Here is a 23915-nt window from a genome sequence, read left to right on the forward strand (position 1 = left end):
ATCTGCGACCTCGCGCTCCTCGGCGTCGCGCCGCGGCGCGAGCAGGCGCAGCCGGCGGCCGCGCACGGCGATGACGCCGTCGTCCTGCAGCCGCGTGAAACTGCGGCTGACCGTCTCGATGACGAGGCCCAGATAGCTCGCGATGTCCTCGCGCGTCATCGGCAGCACGAATTCCTCGCCGTCGCGGCCCAGGGCCTCGAAGCGCCGCGACAGGTCGAGCAGGAACAGCAGGATGCGTTCGTCGGCCTGGCGACGGCCCATCATTTCCAGATGGTCGTGGCCGCGGTTGAGCGCATAGCCGATGACGCGCAGCAGTTGGCGCTGCAGTCCGGTGATCGCGGCGGTCGCGTCGGCGAGCTCGGCCAGCGGCACCTCGCAGACGCGCGCGGCATCGAGTGCGATCGCGTCGCAGCGGTGCAGATCGTCGCCGAGCGCGTCGAGCCCGACCAGTTCGCCGGGCAGGTGGAAGCCGACGACCTGCTGCGAGCCGTCCGCATCGCCGGCGACGGTCTTGAACGCGCCGTCGCGCGCGACATAGAGCCGCGCCGAACCGCTGCCGGCGCGGTACAGGTATTCGCCGCGGCCGATCGTGCGGCGCTTCTTCACGAGCCGCTCGATGCGTTCCATGTCGTCGGTGGTCGCGCCGGCCGGCAGGCACAAGGTGCGCAGCCAGCACTGCGTGCAGGCGCGGCGTTGGGATTCGAGATCGATGACGGTCGAGGACTCCATGCCTGCAAGCTTAGGTCGTGCGCGGGAATCGCAGCCGTGGCCGCGACGTTCTGCCGCCACGACCTTGGTCGGGTAGGGCGCCGCGTCGGCGAGGTCTGCGCGCGGCGGCCGCGCATCCCCTGCGGCGCGGCCGGCTGCTGCGCAGGCGTCGCCGCTGCGGCGTGTCAGATCACGCGCGAACCGGTCGGCACCGTGCCGTCGTGATAGGCGTCGAAACACATCGCGATGATGCGCAGCAGGAAGCGGCCGCGCGGCGTGACGAGGATGCGGCGCTCGTCGAGTTCGACGAGCCCGTCGGCCTCCAGCTGCTGCAGGCGCCGTAGCGCGGCGGCGAAATACGGCGCGAAGCGGATGCCGTGGCGCTGTTCGAACGCGACGAAGTCGAGCCGGCCGTGGCACATCAGCTGCTGGATCGCGTCGTTGCGGATGAAGTCGTCGTCGTTGAGCGCGAGTCCGCGTACGAGCGGCAGGCGGCCTTCGTCGAGCGCGGCGTAATAGCTGCGCAGGTCCGCCGCGTTCTGGCTGAACGTCGTGCCGACGTGCGAGATCGCGCTGACGCCGAGGCCGACGAGATCGCAGTCCGCATGCGTGGAATAGCCCTGGAAATTGCGCTGCAGGCGCTGCTGGCGCTGGGCCACGGCGAGATCGTCCTCGGGCCGCGCGAAATGGTCCATGCCGATGTAGCGATAGCCGGCCGCGTCGAGGCGCTGCACGGCGAGGTCGAGCAGCGCCAGGCGCGTGGCCGGCGTCGGCAGCTCGTTCGCGTCGATCAGGCGCTGCGCGCGGAAGCGCTGCGGCAGGTGCGCATAGCCGTAGATCGCGATGCGGTCCGGCGCCATCGCGACGACTTCGTCGAGCGTGCGGCCGAAGCCTTCCAGCGTCTGCCGCGGCAGTCCGTAGATCAGGTCCACGCTGACCGAGCGCATGCCGTGCGCGCGTGCCGCGGCGATCACGTTCTCGGTCTGCTCGCGGCTCTGCAGGCGGTTGACCGCCTGCTGGACGGCCGGATCGAAATCCTGGACGCCGACGGAAATGCGGTTGAAGCCCAGCGCCGCGAGCAGGCGCACGTAGCCCGGATCGACGCTGCGCGGGTCGAGCTCCATGCCGATCTCGGCCGGCCAGGTGCGCTGCAGCAGGAAATGCCGGTCCAGGGTCGCCATCAGGCTCGCGAGCTGGCGCGCATCGAGCAGGTTCGGCGTGCCGCCGCCGAAATGCAGCTGCACGACGCGGCGGTCGCGATCGAACAGCCGCGCGGTCAGCGCGATCTCCTTCTGCAGCTGCTCCAGATAGCGCTCGACCTTGCGCGGATCGCGGTTGATGACGCGGTTGCAGCCGCAGTAGTAGCACGGCGCCAGGCAGAACGGCACGTGCAGGTACAGCGACAGCGGATTCGGAATCGGATGACTGTTGCTTTCCAGTGCTGCGGCGACGAAATCTTCTTCGCCGAACGTCGGCACGAAGCGCGTCGCCGGCGGATACGAGGTGTAGCGCGGCCCGGCCACGTCGTAGCGGGCGATCAGCTCGGGATCGAAGACAGTCTGCGGCGCGAGTTGGGCGTTCATGGCGGCTACTCTGCGCCGGCCGCGCCGCCGCCGCGTTGATCCGGATCAATTCGCCGCCGCGACCGGCGGCGGCGCCGGTCGCGGCCGGTCAGCCTCCGCCCAGCACCGCCATGCACTTGAGCTCGATCGCGATCGGCGTCGGCAGCGCCGTGATGCCGAGCGTCGTGCGGCAGGGCTGGGCGGTCGTGAAGTGTTCGGCGTAGAGGCGGTTGTACGTCGCGAAATCGCGCGTCATGTCGGTCAGGTAGACGGTCACGTCGACGAGGTCTTCCCAGCAGGCGCCGGCGGCTTCGAGCACCGCGCGCACGTTGGCGAAGACCTGGCGGCACTGGGCTTCGATGTCGTAGGCGACGAGGCGGCCGTCGGCGTCGTAGACGTTGCCCGGAATCGCGTCGCTGCCGGGCATGCGCGGACCCACGCCGGACAGGAACAGCAGGTCGCCGACGCGGCGGGCGTGCGGATAGGCGCCGACGGGCGCGGGGGCCTGGCTGGCGTGGACGGCTTCGCTCATGGCGTGCGTTCCTTGGTGTTGGCGACCGTGATGTTCTGGGTGTTGACGATCTGGCCGTCGGCGCCGCTGACGCGGACGCGGTAGCGGCCCGGGCGCAGGTAGAGATCGGTGCGCAGCTGGTTGACGGTGCGGAATTTCTGTTCGTTGCCGGTCAGCGACGAATCGTGCAGGCCGATGACGATGCGATCGGCCGGGATCGCGTCGTCGCCTTCGCCGGCGTAGCGCGCCTCGATCAGGCAGGGCATGACCGAACGGCAGATCTCGCCGTCGACGGTATAGGCCTGGCGCGCGCCGCCCAGGGCGAGCCAGCTCTGGCGGCCGTTCTCGCGCGTGTACGGCGGCAGCGCGACGCTGATGTCGTACTGGCCCTCGCGCAGGGTCCAGGGCTTGCCGTCGCCGTTCACGAACGCGACGGCGGTCTTCGGCGCGCTCTTGGCCAGCAGCGCGCGGTAGTAGGGATGGTCCTGCGCGCCGTCGACGTGCGGGATCAGCATGGTCTGCTCGACCGTCAGCGGGTCGATGTGCGCGATCTTGCGGAAATGCTGCGCCATGCTCGCACCGCCGAGGTACTTGCCCGACTCGACGATGTGCGCATAGCCGGCGTTGACGACGACGCGCGCGTCGGGATCGTCCTTGAACACGCGGTTGTACAGATTGCGCGCCTGTTCGCGTTCGCGCGCGTCGCCGACCGCGTCGGAGGCGGCCTCGTAGGCGACCACGGTGAAGCCGAGCTTCAGCGCCGTGCGCACCATTTCGGCGTAGACCGGCTCCTGCGTGTAGAAGCCGCTGTCCTCGTTCGGATAGCCGCGTGCGGCGAGGTTCTTGTCGGTCTCGTACAGCGTCTCGGCGGCGAAGTGGGTGAAGCCGAGTTCCTTGAGCCGCGGCAGCATCTCCACGGTCAGGCTGCGCGTGATCGCGGCGTTGTGCGCTTCGTTGAAGAACACGGCGCGCTGGTCCCGGGCCAGCCGCGCTATCGCGTCGGCGGCCGGCTCCTGGCGCCAGGCGCCGCCGTCCAGCGGGGACGCGGCGTCCTGCTTGTCGCCGCCCTGCTGGATCGCGAAAGACTGCATCGCATCGTCGTGCAGGCCGAGATAGGACTGATGCCAGCTCAGGTACTGGCCGAAGATCAGGCGGAACGCCTTGCTCTCGTCGGCGACGTAGGCGGCGCGCATGATCTGGTACTGCGGCAGCAGGCCGCGGACCTTTTCCGCCTGGCGCAGTATCGATTCGGATTTTTCCGCGGCGGCGATCTGCTGTTCCTTCCAGTTGGCCGCGGCGGCGGAGCCGGCGGCGACGGCCAGCACGGCGAACAGGGCAGTCAGGGAAATGGGGCGCATGGACGGGCTCCTCGGGCGTCGCGCGCAGCATAGAGCAGCGCCGCACGCGCCGATTTTGCAGCGCGTGTGCGTTGCCGCAACTGCGCGCGCGCCGGAGCGAACGCGCAAGCGGCGTCAAGCGCGGCGGCCGGCAGTTTCATTTCTCGCGCGCCGCGAGGCCGGCCAGGGCCGACTGGTAGGCGCCGGCGAGCGCGTCTCGTGCGCCGACGGTCATGCGCAGGTCGGTGATGCGGCCGTCGAACAGGCTGTAGATCCAGCCGTGCACGCTGAACTCCTGGCCGCGCGACCAGGCATCTTCGACGATCGTGGTCTGGCAGACGTTGAACACCTGCTCGATCACGTTGAGCTCGCAGAGGCGCGCGTGGCGCAGGGTATCGAGCTCCAGCGCATCGAGCAGCGGCGCATGTTTCTGCGCGACGTCGCCGACGTGGCGCAGCCAGTTGTCGGCCAGGCCGACGCGCACGCCGGTCAGGCTCGCATGTACGCCGCTGCAGCCGTAGTGGCCGACGACCATGATGTGCTCGACCTTGAGCAGGTCGACGGCGAACTGGATCGCCGACAGGCAGTTGAGATCGGTGTGCACGACGACGTTGGCGACGTTGCGGTGAACGAAGACCTCGCCGGGCTGCATGTCGGTGATCTGGTTGGCCGGTACGCGGCTGTCGGAACAGCCGATCCAGAGATACTTGGGCGCCTGCTGGTTCGACAGGCGCTTGAAGAAATCCCGGTCCTGCGCGCGCATGGCCTCGGCCCAGGCCTTGTTGCGTTTGAGCAGATCGGACAGATCGGACATGGGCCGGATTCCTGGGCGAAAGCCGCAAGCATAGCGGCCTGCGGGCGCGGTTGGCAGGTGCCGGTGCGCCGCCGCGCGGCGGACGCTAGCCCAGCGCGATGCAGACGTTCTTCGCCTCGGAGAAGAAGCGCAGCGCCTCCACGCCGCCTTCACGCCCGACGCCGGACTGCTTGACGCCGCCGAACGGCGTGCGCAGGTCGCGCAGCATCCAGCAGTTGATCCAGACGATGCCGCTGTGCAGCCGCGCCGCGACGCGGTGGGCGCGCTGCAGGTCGCGCGTCCAGACCGTCGCGGCCAGGCCGTAGTTCGTGCCGTTGGCGACGGCCAGCGCCTCGGCCTCGTCGTCGAACGGCTGCAGGGTGACCACGGGACCGAAGATCTCCTCCTGGTTCGTGCGGCAGCCGGGGCCGAGGCCTTCGATGACGGTCGGCGCGATGAACCAGCCGGCGGCGCAGCGGCCGTCGAGCTTCACGGCGCCGCCGCCGGTCAGCAGCGTGCCGCCTTCCTCGCGCGCGAGCGCGATGCAGCCCAGGACCTTGTCGAAATGCGCCCGCGAGACCACCGCGCCGAGATCGCTGCCGTCCTGCAGCGGATCGCCGACGCGCAGCGCCGCGGCACGCGCGACGAAGCGGTCGCGGAATTCCGCATAGCGGCTGCGTTCGACGAGGATGCGCGAACCGCAGAGACAGATCTGTCCTTGATTGGAGAACGCCGAACGCACGATCGTGTCGAGCTGCGCGTCGCTGCCTTCCCAGTCGGCGAACACCAGGGTCGCATTCTTGCCGCCGAGCTCCAGCGAGGTTTTCACGAACCGGCGCGCGGCGCTCTGCGCGATCTGCGCGCCGACGCGCGTGGAGCCCGTGAACGACACCGCCTTGACTGCGTCTTCGTCGACGAGGGACTGGCCCGTGCGCGCGCCGCTGCCCTGCAGGACATTCAGCACGCCGGCCGGGAAGCCGGCCTCGATGCTCGCTTCGGCGAGCATGTGCGCGGTCAGCGGCGTGACTTCCGAGGGCTTGGCCAGCACGCAGTTGCCGGTGGCCAGGGCCGGCGCGATCTTCCAGGTGAACAGGTACAGCGGCAGGTTCCACGGACTGATGCAGGCGACCGTGCCGAGCGGCTGGCGCAAGGTGTAGTTCAGCGCGCGCTCCTCCATCGCATGCGCTTCGCTGGACCACTGCGTGATCGCCGCGGCGAAGAAGCGCAGGTTGCTGACCGCGCGCGGGATGTCGACGCTGCGCGCGAGCGCGAGCGGCTTGCCGCTGTCGCGCGACTCGGCCGCGGCGAAATCCTCCAGCCGCCGTTCGATCAGGTCGGCCAGCCGGTTCAGATGGCCGGCGCGCTCGGTGGCGGGCAAGTGCGACCAGGCCGGGAACGCGCGCTGCGCGGCCGCCGCGGCCAGCGCCACGTCGGCGGGGCCCGAATCGGGACAGCGCGCAAAGGTCAGGCCGGTGGCGGGCTCGACGACGTCGAGATAAAGGCCGTCGACGGGCGCGACGAGGCGGCCGTCGATCAGGTTGCTCAGAGTCTGCAGGGTCATTGCGCGATGGTAGCGCGGCGGCCTGTGCCGTCGCGATCAGGACGGCGGCGGCGGGCGCGATGCGGCCGAATCGAGCTCGCGCGCGCGGCGCAGGCCGATCTCACGCAGGCGGCGCAGTTCCTGCGCGTCGCGCTCTGGCGCGCGTCCGCCGGCCGCGCGCCAGAGCAGCAGCGCATTGCAGAACAGCCAGAGCAGGGCGGTCGCGACGAGCAGCAGGCTGTAGATCAGCAGACCGTCGTTCTGCCAGGCGTCGCGCGGCGTCGATGTCGGCAGCAGCGGGAGCCAGACGGTCAGCACGACGGCCTGGACCAGCAACAGCAGGCCCAGCGGCCGGCCGAGACCGGCGACGTGCGCCGGCGTCGCCGACCAGGCGCGCGAGGCCCAGGCCGCGGCCGCGCCGAGCGCCAGCGCGAGCAGCAGCGGCAGTACGCCGACGAGCCAGATCAGCACGGCCGCGACACCCTGGCGCAGCCAGCCCGCGTAGCCTTCGGCCAGGCTCAGTAGCCAGCCGGCGCGGTACAGGGCCTGCAGCGTGCGCGCGCCGTCGAGTCCGATCAGCACGGTCTGCGCCGTGACAATGGCGGCGAGCACGGCGACGCGGACGTGGAACGGTTGCATGCGGCGGCACCTCGGCACGGCCTGCGCGCCGCAACGGCGGCGCGTCGTGACAGTGTGCGGTGCGACGCGGACGGTGGTTGCCGGCGATGTTGCCGCGGCCACGCATCGGCGTTGCCGGCATGGACTGTCCGCTGCGGTTTTCCCATTGCGGCGCTGAACTGTGGCCGTCCCGCGCGAACGGGCGAGCCGCAGGGATGGGCGAGGGCGCCGGCGCTAGGTTACGGCCGTTCGCTCGCCGGTCCGCTCGCGACTTCTTTCGCGCCCGGCTCAGAGCGACTGCGTACGTCCGCCGTCGACCGGCAGGTTGATGCCGTTGACGTAGGCGGCGGCCGGCGAGCACAGGAAGGCGATCGCCGCGGCGACCTCGGCCGCCTCCGCGAAGCGGCCGGCCGGCACGCTCGCGAGCATGGCCTGCTCGATGTCCTCGCGCGGCTTGCCGGTGGCTTTCGTACGCTCGGCCAGGATCTGCTCGAGGCGCTGCGTGCGCGTATAGCCCGGCAGCACGTTGTTGACCGTGATGCCGTAGGGGCCGAGCTCGGCGGCCAGGGTCTTGGCCCAGCTCGCGACCGCGCCGCGGATCGTGTTGGACACGCCGAGGTTGCGGATCGGCTCCTTGACCGATGTCGAGATCACGTTGACGACGCGGCCGTAGCCCGCCTCGCGCATGCCCGGAAGCACGGCCTGCAGCAGCGTATGGCCGGCCAGCAGGTGATGGCCGAACGCGGCGACGAAGGCCGCCGCCTCGGCCGTATGCGCCGGTCCGCCGGGCGGTCCGCCCGTGTTGTTGACGAGGATCTGGAACGGCGCCGCATTGGCGGCACTTTCCACTTTGCGGCGCAATGTGCCGGCATCCGCCGTGTCGGCTGCGACGAAGCCGTGGCTCTGCGCCGCATGCACGCGCGGCAGCGCGTCGACGACGGCGGACAGGGCTTCGGCGCTGCGCGCGAGCACCGTGACGTTCGCGCCGAGCAGGGCCAGTTCCTGCGCCGCGGCGCGGCCTATGCCCTGCGAGCCGCCGCAGACCAGGGCGTTGCGGCCGTTCAGATCGAGCTGCATGCGAACCTCCGTCGTTTCAGCCGAGACCGCGGGCGATCTTGTGCACCATGCGCGGCAGCAGTTCCTCGTCGCTGTCGCCGCGCGGCACGTCCATGGTGTCGAGGTCGAAGCCCATCAACGCGGCGTCTTCCTCGTCGAGGCCGTCGAACTCGCGGAAATCCGCGTCGAGCAGCGCCATGCGCGCGGCGGTCTCGTCGTCGTAGCGCAGGTATTCGCCGGTCGCGCCGAACACTTCGGCGATGCCGCTGTCGAGCACGTCCAGGCGCGACCAGATCAGGGTGTCGCCGAAGCCGGCGCACCACCAGTACGAATGGGCGCGCGATCCGGCGGCGTCGTCGGCAATCGGGTTTTCGTCGTTCACAGCAGCACTCCGCTGATCCGCAGCAGCAACAGCACGATAGCGCAGCTGCCGCCGACGGCGATGGACCAGGCCGCCACGCTGCCGGGCATGGCGAGGAAACGCAGGGCCTGGTCGGGCGAGCGGCGCCAGGTCCAGCGCAGGAACCAGCCGAAGCCGCGCGGCGAGAACGGCGTCGCGCCGAGCAGCGGGCGGTCCTGCGGATGGCGGTCCCGCAGCTGCGTCGCGACGAGCGGCCAGCTCATGACGTAGGCGGTCAGGCCGAAGATCGCGACGCCGAGCGCAAGGAGCAGTAGAAACAGCACGTCAGCCAGCCTCTCGAATGACACGTTCCGGGGGCGCGGCCGGTCGACTGCAACAGGCGGCCGGCGGGTTGCGGAAGCAGGCCGTCGGGCACGGCAGTCACGCCCGGCGGTCCGCTCCGTTCGTTCTCAGAATTCCGCGTGGCCCGGCACGCGCGGATACGGGATCGCGTCGCGGATGTTGGCCAAACCGCAGGTATAGACCACGAGGCGCTCGAAGCCGAGGCCGAAGCCCGCGTGCGGCACGGTGCCGTAGCGGCGCAGGTCGCGATACCACTGGTAGTGGGCCGGATCGATGTGCATCTTGGCCATGCGCGCGTCGAGCAGGTCCAGGCGTTCCTCGCGCTGCGAGCCGCCGACGATCTCGCCGATGCCCGGCGCGAGGATGTCCATGGCTGCAACGGTCCTGCCGTCGTCGTTGAGGCGCATGTAGAACGCCTTGATCTGTTCCGGGTAGTTCATGACCACGGCCGGCCGGCCCACGTGCTGCTCGACGAGGAAACGTTCGTGCTCGGTCTGCAGGTCCATGCCCCATTCGACCGGGAATTCGAACGGCTTGCCCGAGTTCTGCAGGATCTCCACGGCGTCGCTGTAGTCGATGCGCTCGAACGGCGCCGCGATGAAATGCTCCAGGCGCGAGATCGCGGTCTTCTCGACGCGCTCGGCGAAGAAGGCCATGTCGTCGCCGCGTTCCTCGAGCACGGCCTTGAACACGTACTTCAGCAGCGCTTCGGCCAGGTCCGCGTCGGCAGCCAGGTCGGCGAACGCGATTTCCGGCTCGATCATCCAGAACTCGGCCAGGTGGCGCGAAGTCTGCGAGTTCTCGGCGCGGAAGGTCGGGCCGAAGGTGTAGACCTTGCTGAGCGCGAGGCAGTAGGCCTCGACGTTGAGCTGGCCCGAGACGGTCAGGAACGCGTCCTTGCCGAAGAAGTCCTTGGAATGGTCGACCGCGCCGCTCGCGGTGCGCGGCAGGTTGGCCAGGTCCAGGGTCGACACGCGGAACATCTGGCCGGCGCCCTCGGCGTCGCTGGTCGTGATGATCGGCGTGTTGATCCAGTAATAGCCGTTCTCGTGGAAGAAGCGGTGCACGGCCTGGGCCAGGCAGTGCCGCACGCGCGTGATCGCGCCGAAGATGTTGGTGCGCGGGCGCAGATGGGCGACTTCGCGCAGGAACTCCATCGAATGCGGCTTGGGCTGGATCGGATAGGTTTCCGGATCGTCGACGAAACCGGTGACGTCGATCGCCGTGGCCTGGATCTCGTAGGCCTGGCCCTTGCCCTGGGACGCGACGACGGTGCCGGTCGCGATGACGCCGCAGCCGGCGGTCAGGCGCAGCACTTCCGCGTCGTAGTTCGGCAGCGTGTTCGGGGCGACGATCTGGATCGTGTCGAAGCAGGAGCCGTCGCTGAGATTGACGAACGACAGGCCGGCCTTGGAATCGCGCCGGGTGCGCACCCAGCCGCGCACCGTGATTTCGCTGCCGACCGGATACGTGCCGGCTAGCGCGGCCTTGATGCTGACTACCGCCATGGATCGTTACTCCGCCAGAGCTGGAGGCGCCGCAGGCGCCGGGAAAGCCCGCGATGATAACGGAACTGCATCGCGGCGGCGGCCTTGGATTCGGCCGGCTGCGACCCCATGCCGGAACCCGGCAGGCCCGGCGAGGGCCCCCTGTTGGTAGTCCCGGTCCCGGTCACTAGAATCCGCCCATGTCCATTTCCCTGACTCCCGCCGCGCGCCAGCGCATGCTCGACTTCCTGGCCCGCGACACGAACGCCAAGGCCGTGCGCTTCGGCGTCAAGCGCACCGGCTGCTCCGGCTACAGCTATACCGTCGACCTGGCCGATGCGATCGCCGCCGACGACCATTGGGTCGAGGATGCCGGCGTCCGCCTCGTGGTCGACGCGAGGAGCCTGCCGTTCGTCGACGGCACGGCCATCGATTTCCGGAAGAGCGGCCTCAACGCCCAGTTCGTGTTCAGCAATCCGAACATGACCGGCGAATGCGGCTGCGGGGAAAGCTTCACGGTGAGCGATTCCATCGGGTAGAAGGACCAGGGTTCGTCAGCGGCGCAGCGGCGGTTTCGCGAGCCGCTGGGCGCGCAGGAATCGCAGGGTCGCGGCTTCCCACTGGCGCGCGCCGCTCGCGCCCCGCGCATGACGCGTCAGTTGCCCCGCCCGCCATCCGGTGAAGAGCAGGGGATCGATGTACGCCTTCCGGCAGACGGACTTCGTGTTGCCGAGAGCCTCGGCCACCTGTTCGACGATCGTGTTCTCGACGGCCGCGAGACGGTTTTCCGGCGCCGGGCGCCCGTCCTTTCGCGTCGGAAGCGCCGTGCACGCCAGCGCGCGGAAGGCCATCGCCGTGGCGCCCCAAGTGCGGAAGTCCCTGGTCGAGAAGTCCTGGCCCATGACGTTTTTCAGCCAGGCGTTGATGTCGGACGAATTGACGGGGTGGCGACGGCCATCCGCATCGACGTACTGGAACAGGATCTGGCCCGGGAGCTGCTGGCAGCGCCTGACCAGGCGGACGAGCCGGGAGTCCGTCAGCAGGACGTCGTGGGATTTCCCGGACTTGCCCCTGAAGCGAAAGCGCAGGCCGCCGCGGCGCATTGCCTCGACATGCCGGTCGCGGAGCGTCGTCAGGCCGTAGGAGCGGTTGCTGGCCGCGTATTCGGCGTTGCCGACGCGGATGAGCGTCGCGCCCATGACCGCGACGACCATGGCAACGACCTTGTCCTTCGGCAGCCCGGGCTCGGCCAGCGATCGCCGCAATGCCCGACGAAGTCTGGGCAAGGCCGCGCCGAACGCGATCAGGCGTTCGTGCTTTTCGCTGTCGCTGCGTCGAATCCAGTCCGGGTGATAGCGGTACTGCTTGCGCCCTCGTGCGTCGCGTCCGGTCGCCTGCACGTGGCCATTGCAGTCCTTGCAGATCCAGACGTCCGACCAGGCGGGGGGAATCGCAAGCGCACGGATGCGTTCCAGGGTGCGTGCATCGCGGATGCGTCGTCCGCTTTCCGACACGTAGTGGAAGCGCGTGCGTCCCCGTCGACGAATACCCGCTTTGGAATCGTTGACGTACCGGAGCCGCGTATCCTTGCCCATGCGCCGAAGCGTGCCGTGCGCGGCGTGAATTCCGCGCGGACGGCGTCATCGGACCGTCGAGCCTCTGCTCGGGCATTGCACCGACGCCGGGCTCGGCGCCGGATCCTGCCGGATCCGAGCGTCCTCCGAGGCGCCTGCGCCGGCACGCCGATCGCCCGGGCAATAGCGCCGCACCGCGCGACGGGTTGCGGCTGCACGTCGACGCCGTGACGCCGCCTCGCGCGCCGGCCGCGGTGCGAGCGGCCGGTCTCGACGAGGCGCGCGTCACGACGTCCGGTTTGTCTGGCCGGACGATGGCCGGCCACGGCGCGTGCGTGGTCGGCAGGAGCCTCGATGCCTCAGGTCGCCGCCGGCTTCTTCGCGCCGCTGACCGATTCGATCAGCGCGAGCAGCGCGTCGATCTGCGGCAGCAGCGCATGGTTCGGATAGGCTGTGCGGATCTGCGTCAGCAGCGCCTTGGCCTCGGCGTCCTTGCCCATGCGCTCGCTGAGCAGGCGCGCGGCGAGCAGGTACATTTCCGGAATGTCGGCGCTCTTGGGATGGCGCTTGTGGAAGCCGTTGACCAGGCGCAGCGCGAGCTGGGTCTGGCCCAGCGCGGCGGCGCGCTTGGCCAGGCGCGTGTTGGATTCCGCGTCGTTGACGACGAAGGTCGGATCGAGCTCGACCAGTTCGCGGCAGAGCTCGACGGCGGCCTTCTCGCGATCCTGCGCCAGCAGCATCGGCAGCCATTCCTTGCCGTGGCGGACGAGCTCGTCCTTGTCGCCCTTCAGGCGCAGCAGCTTGCGGTACTGCGTGTGCAGCGCCTCGGTGCCGCCGCGTTCGCGCAGGTGCGCACGTATCGCGTCGGTGGCCATGTCGGTCTCGCCGTCGCGGACCATCTGCGCGATGTCGTCGAGCACGACCTGATCCGGGTCGGCGCTGCGGTTGATCAGCGGCAGGCCCGGCGTGTCCGGCGTATAGCCGAGCTCGTCCTGGTACTGCCAGATCAGATAGCCCATGAGGTGGAACGTCACGATCAGCGCGTAGCCGGAGATGAAATGGAACAGCGGCAGGCCGATGACCAGCGGCAGCAGCTGCACGAGCCAGGCCTGCGCGTTGCCGGCGGTGATGAAGATCAGGAGGATCAGGCCGACGGCGACGAAGTACGGCCAGCCGAGCCGCGTCATGATCTGCATCCAGGTTGCCGGATTCAGCGCATGGCCGAGGTTCTGGTCGATTGCGAGCGACATCACCGCGCCGGGATAGCCGACCAGCATGAGGACGCAGAGCGCGACGCCGATCCAGCCGAGCGCGATGACGAGCACCACGGCGGCGATGATGAAGATCACCTGCAGCCAGATCGCGAGCCAGCCCGAGGACTGATCGGTCTCGCCCATGCCTTCGGGCGGCTCCATGCGGCCGTTCGCGGTCGCGCGCAGCACCTCGAACGCGAAGCGGTACAGCGCGACGCTGACGAGCAGGTCGAGAATCCAGCCCACCAGACCCGGGAGCATGCCGAGCAGGCGCGCGAGCGCGAGCACGCCGATCGTGATCAGGGCGGCCGGCTTGGCCGGATAACGCGTGATGTCGTTCAGCCGCTGCCAGAAGGGCACGATGGTTTGGTCGGTCATGGAGGCGATGTCGTGAAGTGAGGCTGACCGGGTCAGCGGGTTTCGCCGGTTGGCGGCGCGAGTCTACCGGGGACTTCCGGCGGGATTGTGGCGACGTGCCGCACGGCGGAGAAGCCGCGCGGCGATAGCCGCCCGGATCGTGCGCGCGTCAACGCTTGCCGCCCATGATGGAGCCGAGCACGCCGCGCAGGATCTGGCGGCCGAGCTGGTTGCCGACCGAGCGCATGGCCGATTTCGCCGTGGCCTCGATGACGCCCTGGCGCCGGCCAGTGCCGAACAGTGCGCCCTTGATCATGTCGCCCCAGCCGTTGCCGTCGTCGGCGCTCTTGCCGGCCTTCTTCTTCGCCGGCGCATCGGCCTCCTCGGCGGCCGCGTTCTCGTTCGCGCGCGCGGCCAGCTTCTCGTAGGCCGATTCGCGGTCCACGGCCGCGTCGTACTTTCCGCCGACCGGGGAACGCGAGCGCAGGGTCGCGCGTTCGGCGTCGGTGATCGCGCCGATGCGGCAGCCCGGCGGCACGATCAGCACGCGCTCCACCGGCAACGGCACGCCGCCGTCCTGCAGGGTCGTCGCGAGCGCCTCGCCAACGCCGAGCTGCGTGATGACCTCGGCGACCTTCTTGATCTTGGGATTCGGCGGGAACGTCTCGGCTGCGGCCTTGACCGCCTTCTGGTCGCGCGGCGTGAACGCGCGCAACGCGTGCTGTACGCGGTTGCCCATCTGGCCGAGCACGTTCTCCGGCACGTCGTCGGGATTCTGCGAGCAGAAATACACGCCGACGCCCTTGGAGCGGATCAGGCGCACGACCTGCTCGACGCGCTGCACGAGCGCGGCCGGCGCGTCGTCGAACAGCAGGTGCGCCTCGTCGAAGAAGAACACGAGCTTGGGCTGGTCCAGGTCGCCGACTTCGGGCAGGCGCTCGAACAGCTCCGACAGCATCCAGAGCAGGAACGTCGAATAGAGCTTCGGTTTCAGGATGAGCTTGTCGGCGGCGAGGATGTTGACGACGCCGCGGCCGCTCATGTCCTGGCGCAGGAAATCGGCGAGATCGAGCGCAGGCTCGCCGAAGAACTGGTCGCCGCCGGCCTGTTCCAGGCCGAGCAGCGCGCGCTGTATCGCGGCGATCGAGGTCGGCGAGATCAGGCCGTAGCGCTGCGAGACGCTCTTGGCGTTCTCGGCGGCGAAGGTCAGCAGCGCGCGCAGGTCCTTGATGTCGAGCAGCAGCAGGCCTTCGTCGTCGGCGAGCTTGAACACGACCTCGAGCACACCTTCCTGGGTGTCGTTGAGCTCGAGCAGCCGGCCGAGCAGGTTCGGGCCCATCTCCGAGATCGTGCTGCGCACCGGATGGCCGAGCTGGCCGAAGATATCCCAGAACACGACCGGATTGGCCTGGGCCTTCCAGTCGACCTTGAGCTCGGCGACGCGCGCGTCGATCTTGGCGTTGCCGCCGCCGGCCTCGCAGAGTCCCGCGAGATCGCCCTTCACGTCGGCCAGGAACACCGGCACGCCGATCTGCGAGAAACCTTCGGCCAGCCGCATCAGGGTGACCGATTTGCCGGTGCCGGTCGCGCCGGCGATCAGGCCGTGGCGGTTGGCGTATTTCGCGTGCAGAAGGACGTCGATGTCGCTTTTGCCCAGCAGGATGTCGCTCACGTGCGCTCCCGGTCTCTAGTCAGTGCAAGGAATGTGAAGGCCGATTGTAGCGAGGGACGCCGGCGCGCAGGCAATGCGTTTGCGGTTGTCTCGCGCGGCTGCGCTGTGTAACGTGCGCGCGTTCCGTCGTGGGAGTGCTGTCTTGCGTATTCGTCTTGTTTCGGCGGTGGCCGCGTCTTTCCTGTTGGCGGCTTGCGCCGGTACGCCGGCGCGCGACGGCAAGACCGTCGCGGCCGCCGCGCAGGCGGCCGCCGAAGAAGCCGAGATCGGCCAGCTGTATGCGCGCCTGGCCGCGGCGGTGGAACGCTACGAAGGCAGCGCCGAGCTCGCCGCCCAGGGCGCGCGCGAGCGCGCCGCGCGCGAAGGCAATGCGGCGCTGGACGATCTGCGCGCCGCGGCGCTGCGCTGCCACCAGCTCAGCGGCTGCGAGGAAGAACGTTTCCTGTCCGCGTTCGACGGCCTGCTGCGGCGCGATGCGCCGGCGACCGCGGCGACGACCGACGGAGAGAAGCCGGACGGCGACGACGTGCAGACCGAGGCCGAGAGCTCGCCGCTCGTGTCGGATCTGCCCGAGACGGCGCGTACGATCACCTTGCTCAAGGGCCGGCCGCTGGCCGAAGTCATCGCAGTCAACGAGCCGGTGAAGGCGTCGATCGAGGAATGGCTGACCCAGTACCGGCCGAACCTGATCCAGGCCTACGTCAATTATCAGTATCTGCGCCAGCTGATGTGGCCGGAATACCAGAAGGCCGGCCTGCCCGAGGCGCTGCTGTTCGGTTTCATCGCGAAGGAATCCGGCGGCAAGGTGCATGCGGTGTCGCGTTCGGGCGCGAGCGGGCCGCTGCAGTTCATGTATTCGACCGGCCTGCGTTTCGGCCTGAGCACGAGCAACGGCTTCGACCAGCGCTTCGACCCGGCGCTGTCGGCACGCGCGAACGCGGCCTATCTGAACGAGCAGCTGCGCGTGTTCAACAACGACCTGGAGCTCGTGCTCGCGGCCTACAACGGCGGCGAAGGCCGCATGGGCCGGCTCGCCGGCGGCGGCCGCGCGCGGTTCTGGGATGCGTCGGTCTACGGCGCGCTGTCGCCGGAGACGCGTGAATACGTGCCGATGGTGCTCGCGGCGGCCTGGCTGTTCATGCACCCGGAGCGCTACAACCTCGAGTTCCCGCGCATCGACACGCGCCTCGGCGAGATCGTGCTGCCGCGCACGATGTCGCTGGCCGAGCTGTCGGTCTGTTTCGGCCAGGAAGGCGGCAGCCGCGAAGGCTGGTTCCGCGCGCTGCGCAATCTGAACCCGGCCTACGATCATCAGATCGGCCTGCCGCCGGGCACGCGTCTGACCGTGCCGAACGTGCTCGAAGCGGCGTTTCCGCGCGTCTGCGCCGAAGGGCCGTGGCTCGCGCTCGCGGCGGAGCTGCACGCGGCGACGATGCCGCAGGTCGCCGTCGCGAGCGCGTCGGCGCGCAGCGGCAACGCTGCCGGAACGGGCCGCAGCCGCTACACGGTGCGCAAGGGCGACACGCTCGCGGCGATCGCGCGCAAGCATCGCTGTGCAGAGGTGCGCGAGATCGCGAGCCTGAACCGCCTGCGCGCGCCGAGCTACGCGATCAAACCGGGACAGACCCTGCAGATTCCGGTCTGCGCGCGCTGAATTCCGGGGCCGGCGGCCGCGTGCCGCCGGTCTGTCGTCGCCAGCCTTCCCGGCGCAAAAAAAAAGCGCGCCATCCCTGGCGCGCGTTGTCCCGCTACTAGCCCGAAATGAATTCGTTATGGCTCAGGCCGCTGCTTCTTCGGCGGTGAACCAGCCGGCACTGGCCGTGGGCGCGGATTCGCGCAGAAAGCGCAGGGCCCGCAGCAGCGAGCGGTGCACGTTGTCCAGCGCCGGGAAGGTCGTGCCGCGGGTTTCGTGATAGGCCACGGTCAGCCAAAGCGCAATGCCGCGCAGGCGGACGGGCAGATTGTCGGAGCGGGCCCGCGACATGCCGATGTCGGTGCCGCTGCCCCAGGCGCTGTAGCGCTGCTCGGGCGGGGTGCCGTAGAGGTGCGGAAATTCGCTCTTGGCCGCGGCCTGGAATTCGCGCTGGGTCAAGGTGGCGAGCTGCAGGCGCGACGCGTTGTTGAGCCCCTGCATCAGCTTCTCGATTTCCTTGTACTCGCGCTGCAGTTGATAAGCGCGCTTGGTTGCGACGAGGCGCCAGATCAACGGCTGCATGCGAATTCCCCTGTGGCTGGTTCGACGGATCGCCGGCGATGGTAATCCGACGAGCGGCGGAGGTTAGCCTACCCGGTCACAAACTGACAATCCTCGTCACCCACTCGCTGACACTCGTTTACGTTGTTCGACGTCGACCTCAGGCCAGGCTGCCGATGCGCTGGCCGACCTTGACCGCCTGTTCCGGGCGCAGCTCCGCGTCGATCGTGCCGACCTGGGGCGGCAGCAGCACGATGACCGTCGAGCCCATGTTGAAGCGCGCCATCTCGGCGAAGCGCTCCAGGGTCACCGCCTGGTCGCTCCAGTCGCGCCGCGTCACGCGGCTCGCATAGGGCGGGATTTCCAGGCCCGACCAGACCGTCGACACGCTGGACACGAGCATGGCGCCGACCATGACGACGACGAACGGGCCGTGCTCGCCGTCGAAGTGGCAGACCAGGCGCTCGTTGCGCGCGAACAGCCGCGGGATCGCCGCCACGGGCGCCGGCGCCACGCTGAACAGGCGGCCCGGCACGTGGACCGTGCCGCGCAGCCGGCCGGTCAGCGGCATGTGCGCGCGGTGGTAGTCGCGCGGCGACAGATACACCGTGATGAAACTGCCGTCGGCGTAGGCGGCCGCGTCCTCGTCGGAGGCCAGCAGCTCGGCGACGGTGTAGTCCTGGCCCTTGGCCTGGACGATGCGGCCGGCGCGGATCGGACCGGCCTGGCTCACACGGCCGTCGGCCGGGCAGAGCAGGGCGCCGGGCGCCGGGTCGGCGCTGCGTGCGCCGGGTTTGAGCAGACGCGTGAAGAACGCATTGAAATGCTCGAATGCGGCCGGATCGGGCGTCTGTGCTTCGGACAGATCGACCGCGTAGCGGCGCACGATCTGTTCGATCAGGAAATTCTTCCAGGGCTTCCAGGTCCAGCGCGTCGCCCAGTAGACCAGGCGCGACAGCAACTGGTGCGGCAGTGCGTATTGCAGCAGGATCGACGGTTTCATCGGCGCGGGTTGGCCAGGGTCAGCAGATCGGCACCGATCGCGGCGGCGTCCAGGGGCGGGCGGAACAGGCCGACGAGTCTGGCCTGCGGGTCGATCACGGCGATCGAGGCGCTGTGATCGACGCTGTATTGCCCGTCCTTGGCCGGCTCGCGCACGTAGAGCGCGCCTAGCGAGCGGGTCAGGCGGGTGAGCTCCTCGTCGCTGCCGGTCGCGGCGACGAAGCCCGGATCGTAAAAGGCCGCATAGCGGCCGAGCACCTCGGGCTGGTCGCGCTGCGGATCCACCGAGACGAAATGGATGGCCACCTTGTCGGCGGCGCCGGCCCGGGCCAGTTGGGCGCGCACCTGCTTGAGCACGCTCAGGGTGTTCGGGCAGATGTCGGGACAGTTCGTGAAGCCGAAGAAGAACAGGCTCCAGTGGCCTTGCAGATCGGCGCGGGTCAGCGGCTTGCCGTCGCTGCGCACGAGCTGGAATTCGGCGACGGCGCGCGGCGCGGGATAACGCGTCAGCGCCTTCATGTCGGGACCGGCCGCGCCGAACGGCTGGGTCAGCAGCCAGAGGCCGAGTCCGGCCGCGAACGCAGCGACGAGGATCAGGGCCGTCGGCAGCGCCCGGCCCAGGTTATGACGTGTATTCATTGCGGGAGTATAGACGCGGACGCGGCCCGGCCGGCGCCCCTATACTCTGCGACCCTTTGCCGCTGTCCCCGTCATGACCGCCGAACTTTCCACGATCGTCGACTTCATCCGCTACGGCGCGAGCCGCTTCGCCGGCGCCGGCCTGACCTTCGGCCACAGCTACGACAACGCGCTGGACGAAGCGACGCATCTGGTGCTCTGGGCGCTGCACATGCCGCACGACCTGTCGCCGAACTACGGCCAGGCCAAGCTGGTCGCGGACGAGAAGCAGAAGATCCTCGCGCTGATCGAGCGGCGCATCGCCGAACGCAGGCCGGTCGCGTATCTGACCGGCGAGGCCTGGTTCGCCGGTCTGCTGTTCAAGGTCGACGAGAACGTGCTGGTGCCGCGCTCGCCGATCGCCGAGATGATCCGGAGCCGCTTCTCGCCGTGGCTGGACGAGGTCCGCGTCGAGCGCGCACTGGATCTGTGCACGGGCTCGGGCTGCATCGGCATCGCGATGGCGTCGCATCATCCGGACTGGCAGGTCGATCTCGTCGACGTCAGCCCGGCCGCGCTGAATCTCGCGCGCGCGAACGTCGCGTTCCAGAACGTCGAGGACCGCGTGCGCGTGATCGAGTCCGATCTGTTCGCGGCGGTCGAGGGCGAGGTCTACGACCTCATCGTGTCGAATCCGCCCTACGTCACCGAACAGGAATTTGCCGAACTTCCGCCCGAATACGGCCATGAGCCGGCGCTAGGCTTGAAGGCCGGTCACGACGGCCTGGATTTCGCGCTGCGCATCCTGGCCGAAGCGCCGGCGCATCTGTCGGAAGACGGCCTGCTCGTGGTCGAGGTCGGCGAGAGCGAGCACGCGCTCGCGGCGCTGCTGCCGCAGGTGCCGTTCACCTGGGTCGAGTTCAACGTCGGCCAGATGGGCGTGTTCGTGCTCGAGCGGCGCGATCTCGTCGCGCACGCCGGAGCGATCCACGCGGCGTTGGCCGCGCGCAGTTGAATCCGGCGGGCGTTGGCCCGCGGCGGTCATCGAGAGGCGCAAACGGTGTCGAGCAATTCGTTCGGAAAACTGCTGACGGTCACGACCTTCGGCGAAAGCCACGGTCCGGCCATCGGCTGCGTCGTGGACGGCTGTCCGCCGGGGCTGCCGATCGCGCCCGAGGATTTCCACGATGATCTGCAGCGCCGCGCGACCGGCCGCAGCCGGCACACCTCGCAGCGCCGGGAGGCCGACGAGGTCGAGATCCTGTCCGGCGTCTACGAAGGCGTCACGACCGGCACGCCGATCGCGCTGCTGATCCGCAACACCGACCAGCGCTCCAAGGACTACGCCGGGATCGCCGAACGCTTCCGGCCGGGCCATGCGGACTACACCTACTGGCAGAAATACGGCCTGCGCGATCCGCGCGGCGGCGGGCGTTCGTCGGCGCGCGAGACGACGATGCGCGTGGCCGCCGGCGTCATCGCCAAGCGCTGGCTCGCGCGCCAGTACGGCGTGCGCGTGCGCGGCTGGCTCGCCGCGCTCGGGCCGCTGACGCCCGCCGCGTTCGACTGGGACGCGGTCGAGGCCAATCCGTTCTTCTGGCCCGACGCGGCCATGATCGCCGAGCTCGAGCAATTCATGGACCGCCTGCGCAAGTCGGGCGACTCGATCGGCGCACGCGTCAACGTGCTCGCCGACAACGTGCCGCCGGGGTGGGGCGAGCCGATCTACGGCAAGCTCGACGGCGAGCTCGCCGCGGCGCTCATGAGCATCAACGCGGTCAAGGGCGTGGAGATCGGCGACGGCTTCGCCGCGGTGACCCAGCGCGGCAGCGAGCACCGCGACGAGATGACGCCGCAGGGATTCCTGTCCAACCACGCGGGCGGCATCCTCGGCGGCATTTCCACGGGCCAGGACCTGCTCGCCTCGATCGTGCTGAAGCCGACGTCGAGCATCCTGATTCCCGGTCGCAGCGTGAACGTCCGCGGCGAACCGGTCGAGGTCGTGACCAAGGGCCGCCACGACCCCTGCGTCGGCATCCGCGCGACGCCGATCGCCGAGGCCATGGTCGCGCTCGTGCTCATGGACCAGGCCCTGCGCCAGCGCGCCCAGTGCGGCGACGTCGGTCCCGTGACGCCGCGAATTCCGGCCAAATCCTGAGCTTTTGCGCGGGCGCGGCCGGCGGCCCGTCATCCTGAAGTATCAAGCTGGAGAAATAGAAATGTCTGCAAGCTCTGCGGAACGCAAGTTCAAGGTGGCCATGGTCGGCGCGACCGGTGCCGTCGGCGAGACCCTGATCGGCATTCTGAAAGAGCGCAAATTCCCGGTCGGCGAATTCGTCGCGCTCGCGAGCGAACGCTCGGCCGGCGGCCAGGTCGACTTCGGCAATCAGAAGGTCACCGTGCGCGACCTGGCGACCTACGACTTCGACGGCGTCGACATCGCGTTCTTCTCCGCCGGCGGCAGCGTCAGCCGCGTGCATGCGCCGCGCGCCGCGGCGGCCGGCGCCGTGGTCATCGACAACACCTCGGAATTCCGCTACCAGGACGACATCCCGCTGGTCGTGTCCGAGGTCAATCCCGAGGCGATAGCCGGCTACGAGACGCGCGGCATCATCGCCAACCCGAACTGCTCGACCATGCAGATGCTTGTCGCGCTCGCGCCGATCCACCGCGCCGTCGGCATCACGCGCATCAACGTGGCGACCTACCAGTCGGTGTCGGGCGCCGGCCGCTCGGGGCTCGAGGAGCTCGGCCGCCAGACCGCGGCGATCCTGAACTTCCAGGAAGCCAAGCCGCAGAAGTTCCAGGCGCAGATCGCGTTCAACCTGATCCCGCAGATCGACGACTTCCAGGCCAACGGCTACACCAAGGAAGAGATGAAGCTGGTCTGGGAGACGCGCAAGATCCTCGGCGATCCCGCCATCGAGGTGAACCCGACCGCCGTCCGCGTACCGGTGTTCTACGGTCACTCCGAGGCCGTGCATGTCGAAACCCGCGACAAGATCACAGCCGAGCGCGCCCGCGAGCTGCTAGAAAGCGCGCCCGGCGTCATCGTCGTCGACGAACGGGTGCCCGGCGGCTATCCGACGCCGGTTTCCCATGCGGCCGGACAGGATGCGGTCTATGTCGGCCGCATCCGCGAGGACATCTCGCATCCGCGCGGACTCAATCTCTGGGTCGTTTCCGACAACATCCGCAAGGGCGCCGCCTTGAATGCGGTCCAGGTTGCTGAGCTATTGGTGAAATCGTATCTGTGATCTATAGTTACGATTGTGTTATAAGGCATTTTCGAGATTGTCCGGCGGGCCGCCAGCCCGCCGGACATTGCTGTGCAGGGAAGCAAGGCCCGCCTGAAGCTTTTGCAAGTGCTTGATCGGGCGTGAAAAAGCGTTGGAATCATGCTGCGAAGGGGATCGGCCGCTGCCTTGCGCATCTGCCGGTGGTTCGCGGGGCTGTACGACAGAGCTAAGACCGGGCCTTAGGCCACTGCCACCCAGGGGGCTGACCTCATGAATGGATCGCTGAAACTAACGCTGGCCGTTGCGCTCGCACTGGGCAGTACCAATGCGCTGGCGCTGGGCCTGGGAATGATCCAGGTCAAGTCGGGCCTGAACGAACCCCTGGTGGCCGAGATCCCGGTGACCGGCACCCCCGACGAAACGGCCGGCGTCAGCGTCGCGCTCGCGGCGGCGACCGATTTCGAACGCGTCGGCCTGTCCCGCTCGCGCATCATCGTGCCGCTGGAATTCGCGCTGGCCACCGGCGCCAAGGGCAACGCCGTCATCAAGGTCACGACCAAGGAGCCGGTGCGCGATCCGTTCCTCGACTTCCTGATCGAGGTGAACTGGGCCAAGGGCAAGCTGCTGCGCGAATACACCGTGCTGCTCGATCCGCCGACCATGGCGCCGGCGATCAAGGGCTCCAAGGCCAGCACGGCGGCGGTCCGCGACACCGCCGCACCGGCCGCCTCGAGCCAGCTGCCGGCGGGCAAGCCGGCCAAGTCCACGGGCAAGCCCGCGCGCAGCGAGACCACCGCGGCGGCCGCGCCGCCGTCTCCGGCCCCCGAGCGCAGCGCCGCGGCCGGCGAGTACGGTCCGGTCGCCGCCGGCGAGACGCTCTGGGAAGTCGCCGCGGCCACGCGCCCGGACGACAGCGTGTCGCTGAATCAGGTCATGGTCGCGCTGCTACGCAGCAACCCGAGCGCGTTCTACAAGGACAACATCAATTCGCTGAAGCGCGGCGCGATCCTGCGCGTGCCGAGCGCCGACGAGATCCGCGCCGCCGGCACGGCCGCGGCGGCCGCGGCCGAAGTGCGCAGCCAGAACGAAGCCGCGCGCGGCGGCGGCGCGGCGCCGACGCTGGTCGCCGACAGCGGCAGCAAGCCGGCGTCGACCGCTTCGGCGCCGAAGACCGCCGCGGCGTCCAAGCCGGGCGACCGCCTCGAACTCGTTCCGCCGAAGAGCGGCAAGGATTCCACGGCCGGCGCCGAGCGCCCGGGCGCGGGCGGCACCGGCGACGCGTCCGTGCGCGCCGAACTCGCGCGGACCAAGGAAGCCCTGGCCAGCAGCAACCAGGAAGCGAGCGAGCTGAAGTCGCGCGTGCGCGAACTCGAAGACCTCAAGACCAAGAACGACAAGCTGCTGACCCTGAAGGACTCCGAGCTCGCCGCCCTGCAGCAGAAGCTCAAGGAACTGCAGGACAAGAGCGCGACCAAGCCGGGCACGACGCCCGCCACCTCGGCAACGGCGCCGGCGTCCACGCCGGCTGCGACGCCTGCCACGACCGCGTCCAAGCCCGGCGACAAGGGCGGTGCGATCACGAAGGAAGAAATCTGGGGCACGGCAGCTGGCACGCCGCCGGCCGCCTCGAGCTCGTCCACCGCAGCGACGCCGGCCGGCAGCAGCACGCCGCCGGCCGCGACGCCGCCGTC

23 protein-coding genes are annotated in these 23915 nt (G+C 69.3%); 6 read left to right on the forward strand and 17 right to left on the reverse strand.

What is annotated here, in order from left to right; translation table 11 throughout:
- From NON22_RS06455 to asnS, 11 genes are all read right to left on the reverse strand, one after another.
- On the reverse strand, window positions 1-729 hold a 729-nt coding region (locus tag NON22_RS06455; protein ID WP_257386111.1), incomplete at its 3' end, for a helix-turn-helix domain-containing protein.
- 164 nt (window positions 730-893) lie between these two features.
- On the reverse strand, window positions 894-2291 hold the full coding sequence (hemN, locus tag NON22_RS06460) for an oxygen-independent coproporphyrinogen III oxidase (RefSeq protein WP_257386112.1): 1398 nt from the start codon (window positions 2289-2291) through the stop codon (window positions 894-896).
- An 88-nt stretch (window positions 2292-2379) separates the two neighbouring features.
- Window positions 2380-2802: a RidA family protein gene (locus tag NON22_RS06465; protein ID WP_257386113.1), complete on the reverse strand. Its 423-nt coding sequence runs from the start codon at window positions 2800-2802 to the stop codon at window positions 2380-2382.
- Window positions 2799-4139: a hypothetical protein gene (locus NON22_RS06470; RefSeq protein WP_257386114.1), complete on the reverse strand. Its 1341-nt coding sequence runs from the start codon at window positions 4137-4139 to the stop codon at window positions 2799-2801. The genes NON22_RS06465 and NON22_RS06470 overlap by 4 nt, the downstream gene beginning before the upstream one ends.
- Window positions 4140-4275: 136 nt before the next feature.
- Window positions 4276-4932 (reverse strand): carbonate dehydratase, encoded by a 657-nt coding sequence (gene can / locus NON22_RS06475; protein WP_257386115.1) that lies wholly within the window; start codon window positions 4930-4932, stop codon window positions 4276-4278.
- A gap of 85 nt (window positions 4933-5017) precedes the next feature.
- A complete protein-coding gene (locus tag NON22_RS06480) occupies window positions 5018-6472 on the reverse strand; it encodes an aldehyde dehydrogenase (protein ID WP_257386116.1) in 1455 nt (484 codons plus the stop codon).
- Between the two features lie 36 nt (window positions 6473-6508).
- Window positions 6509-7090, reverse strand: coding sequence for a hypothetical protein (locus NON22_RS06485; protein WP_257386117.1), 582 nt, complete (start codon window positions 7088-7090; stop codon window positions 6509-6511).
- A 267-nt stretch (window positions 7091-7357) separates the two neighbouring features.
- On the reverse strand, window positions 7358-8146 hold the full coding sequence (locus NON22_RS06490; RefSeq protein WP_257386118.1) for an SDR family oxidoreductase: 789 nt from the start codon (window positions 8144-8146) through the stop codon (window positions 7358-7360).
- A 16-nt stretch (window positions 8147-8162) separates the two neighbouring features.
- A complete protein-coding gene (locus NON22_RS06495) occupies window positions 8163-8507 on the reverse strand; it encodes a hypothetical protein (RefSeq protein ID WP_257386119.1) in 345 nt (114 codons plus the stop codon).
- A complete protein-coding gene (locus NON22_RS06500; protein ID WP_257386120.1) occupies window positions 8504-8809 on the reverse strand; it encodes a hypothetical protein in 306 nt (101 codons plus the stop codon). The genes NON22_RS06495 and NON22_RS06500 overlap by 4 nt, the downstream gene beginning before the upstream one ends.
- Before the next feature lie 126 nt (window positions 8810-8935).
- Complete coding sequence (gene asnS, locus NON22_RS06505) at window positions 8936-10336, reverse strand: asparagine--tRNA ligase (RefSeq protein WP_257386121.1); 1401 nt, start codon at window positions 10334-10336, stop codon at window positions 8936-8938.
- Window positions 10337-10515: 179 nt separating this feature from the next.
- Between asnS and NON22_RS06510 the strand changes: the two genes are divergently transcribed.
- A complete protein-coding gene (locus NON22_RS06510) occupies window positions 10516-10854 on the forward strand; it encodes a HesB/IscA family protein (protein ID WP_257386122.1) in 339 nt (112 codons plus the stop codon).
- Window positions 10855-10869: 15 nt separating this feature from the next.
- On the opposite strand, the gene NON22_RS06515 is transcribed toward NON22_RS06510, so the two are convergent.
- The 3 genes from NON22_RS06515 to NON22_RS06525 form a co-directional block, all read right to left on the reverse strand.
- Complete coding sequence (locus NON22_RS06515) at window positions 10870-11910, reverse strand: DNA topoisomerase IB (RefSeq protein WP_257386123.1); 1041 nt, start codon at window positions 11908-11910, stop codon at window positions 10870-10872.
- A 338-nt stretch (window positions 11911-12248) separates the two neighbouring features.
- Window positions 12249-13520, reverse strand: a complete 1272-nt coding sequence (locus NON22_RS06520; protein WP_257386124.1) for a tetratricopeptide repeat protein — start codon at window positions 13518-13520, stop codon at window positions 12249-12251.
- Window positions 13521-13668: 148 nt separating this feature from the next.
- A complete protein-coding gene (locus NON22_RS06525) occupies window positions 13669-15171 on the reverse strand; it encodes a helicase HerA-like domain-containing protein (protein ID WP_257386125.1) in 1503 nt (500 codons plus the stop codon).
- Between the two features lie 166 nt (window positions 15172-15337).
- Here NON22_RS06525 and NON22_RS06530 point away from each other — a divergent pair, with 166 nt between their 5' ends.
- On the forward strand, window positions 15338-16825 hold the full coding sequence (locus NON22_RS06530) for a transglycosylase SLT domain-containing protein (RefSeq protein ID WP_257386126.1): 1488 nt from the start codon (window positions 15338-15340) through the stop codon (window positions 16823-16825).
- Between the two features lie 123 nt (window positions 16826-16948).
- Here NON22_RS06530 and NON22_RS06535 read toward each other — a convergent pair whose 3' ends face one another.
- The 3 genes from NON22_RS06535 to NON22_RS06545 all read right to left on the reverse strand — a co-directional run bounded on the left by NON22_RS06535 (window position 16949) and on the right by NON22_RS06545 (window position 19006).
- Window positions 16949-17386, reverse strand: coding sequence for a hypothetical protein (locus NON22_RS06535; protein WP_257386127.1), 438 nt, complete (start codon window positions 17384-17386; stop codon window positions 16949-16951).
- A gap of 139 nt (window positions 17387-17525) precedes the next feature.
- Window positions 17526-18368, reverse strand: a complete 843-nt coding sequence (gene asd / locus NON22_RS06540; protein ID WP_257386128.1) for an archaetidylserine decarboxylase — start codon at window positions 18366-18368, stop codon at window positions 17526-17528.
- Complete coding sequence (locus NON22_RS06545) at window positions 18365-19006, reverse strand: SCO family protein (protein ID WP_257386129.1); 642 nt, start codon at window positions 19004-19006, stop codon at window positions 18365-18367. Before NON22_RS06545 ends, asd begins: the two co-directional genes overlap by 4 nt.
- Before the next feature lie 73 nt (window positions 19007-19079).
- Here NON22_RS06545 and prmB point away from each other — a divergent pair, with 73 nt between their 5' ends.
- The 4 genes from prmB to NON22_RS06565 form a co-directional block, all read left to right on the forward strand.
- The gene (gene prmB, locus NON22_RS06550) at window positions 19080-20000 is read left to right on the forward strand and encodes a 50S ribosomal protein L3 N(5)-glutamine methyltransferase (protein WP_257386130.1); all 921 of its coding nucleotides are present in this window, start codon (window positions 19080-19082) and stop codon (window positions 19998-20000) included.
- 45 nt (window positions 20001-20045) lie between these two features.
- A complete protein-coding gene (aroC, locus tag NON22_RS06555) occupies window positions 20046-21143 on the forward strand; it encodes a chorismate synthase (RefSeq protein WP_257386131.1) in 1098 nt (365 codons plus the stop codon).
- 61 nt (window positions 21144-21204) lie between these two features.
- A complete protein-coding gene (locus NON22_RS06560) occupies window positions 21205-22242 on the forward strand; it encodes an aspartate-semialdehyde dehydrogenase (RefSeq protein WP_257386132.1) in 1038 nt (345 codons plus the stop codon).
- Window positions 22243-22494: 252 nt separating this feature from the next.
- Window positions 22495-23915, forward strand: a 1421-nt coding sequence (locus NON22_RS06565) for a type IV pilus assembly protein FimV (protein ID WP_306673675.1), incomplete at its 3' end; no start/stop codon positions are given.

This window comes from Tahibacter caeni (assembly GCF_024609805.1).
Lineage (GTDB): Bacteria > Pseudomonadota > Gammaproteobacteria > Xanthomonadales > Rhodanobacteraceae > Tahibacter > Tahibacter caeni.

Bases quoted from the DNA above. Each gene is read 5' to 3' on its own strand.
- NON22_RS06470 (WP_257386114.1), bottom strand. From the start codon at position 4,139: ATGCGCCCCATTTCCCTGACTGCCCTGTTCGCCGTGCTGGCCGTCGCC.
- asnS (WP_257386121.1), bottom strand. From the start codon at position 10,336: ATGGCGGTAGTCAGCATCAAGGCCGCGCTAGCCGGCACGTATCCGGTC.
- NON22_RS06535 (WP_257386127.1), bottom strand. From the start codon at position 17,386: ATGCAGCCGTTGATCTGGCGCCTCGTCGCAACCAAGCGCGCTTATCAA.
- NON22_RS06485 (WP_257386117.1), bottom strand. From the start codon at position 7,090: ATGCAACCGTTCCACGTCCGCGTCGCCGTGCTCGCCGCCATTGTCACG.
- NON22_RS06560 (WP_257386132.1), top strand. From the start codon at position 21,205: ATGTCTGCAAGCTCTGCGGAACGCAAGTTCAAGGTGGCCATGGTCGGC.
- NON22_RS06480 (WP_257386116.1), bottom strand. From the start codon at position 6,472: ATGACCCTGCAGACTCTGAGCAACCTGATCGACGGCCGCCTCGTCGCG.
- prmB (WP_257386130.1), top strand. From the start codon at position 19,080: ATGACCGCCGAACTTTCCACGATCGTCGACTTCATCCGCTACGGCGCG.
- NON22_RS06510 (WP_257386122.1), top strand. From the start codon at position 10,516: ATGTCCATTTCCCTGACTCCCGCCGCGCGCCAGCGCATGCTCGACTTC.
- NON22_RS06545 (WP_257386129.1), bottom strand. From the start codon at position 19,006: ATGAATACACGTCATAACCTGGGCCGGGCGCTGCCGACGGCCCTGATC.
- hemN (WP_257386112.1), bottom strand. From the start codon at position 2,291: ATGAACGCCCAACTCGCGCCGCAGACTGTCTTCGATCCCGAGCTGATC.
- NON22_RS06465 (WP_257386113.1), bottom strand. From the start codon at position 2,802: ATGAGCGAAGCCGTCCACGCCAGCCAGGCCCCCGCGCCCGTCGGCGCC.
- NON22_RS06490 (WP_257386118.1), bottom strand. From the start codon at position 8,146: ATGCAGCTCGATCTGAACGGCCGCAACGCCCTGGTCTGCGGCGGCTCG.
- can (WP_257386115.1), bottom strand. From the start codon at position 4,932: ATGTCCGATCTGTCCGATCTGCTCAAACGCAACAAGGCCTGGGCCGAG.
- asd (WP_257386128.1), bottom strand. From the start codon at position 18,368: ATGAAACCGTCGATCCTGCTGCAATACGCACTGCCGCACCAGTTGCTG.
- NON22_RS06515 (WP_257386123.1), bottom strand. From the start codon at position 11,910: ATGGGCAAGGATACGCGGCTCCGGTACGTCAACGATTCCAAAGCGGGT.
- NON22_RS06520 (WP_257386124.1), bottom strand. From the start codon at position 13,520: ATGACCGACCAAACCATCGTGCCCTTCTGGCAGCGGCTGAACGACATC.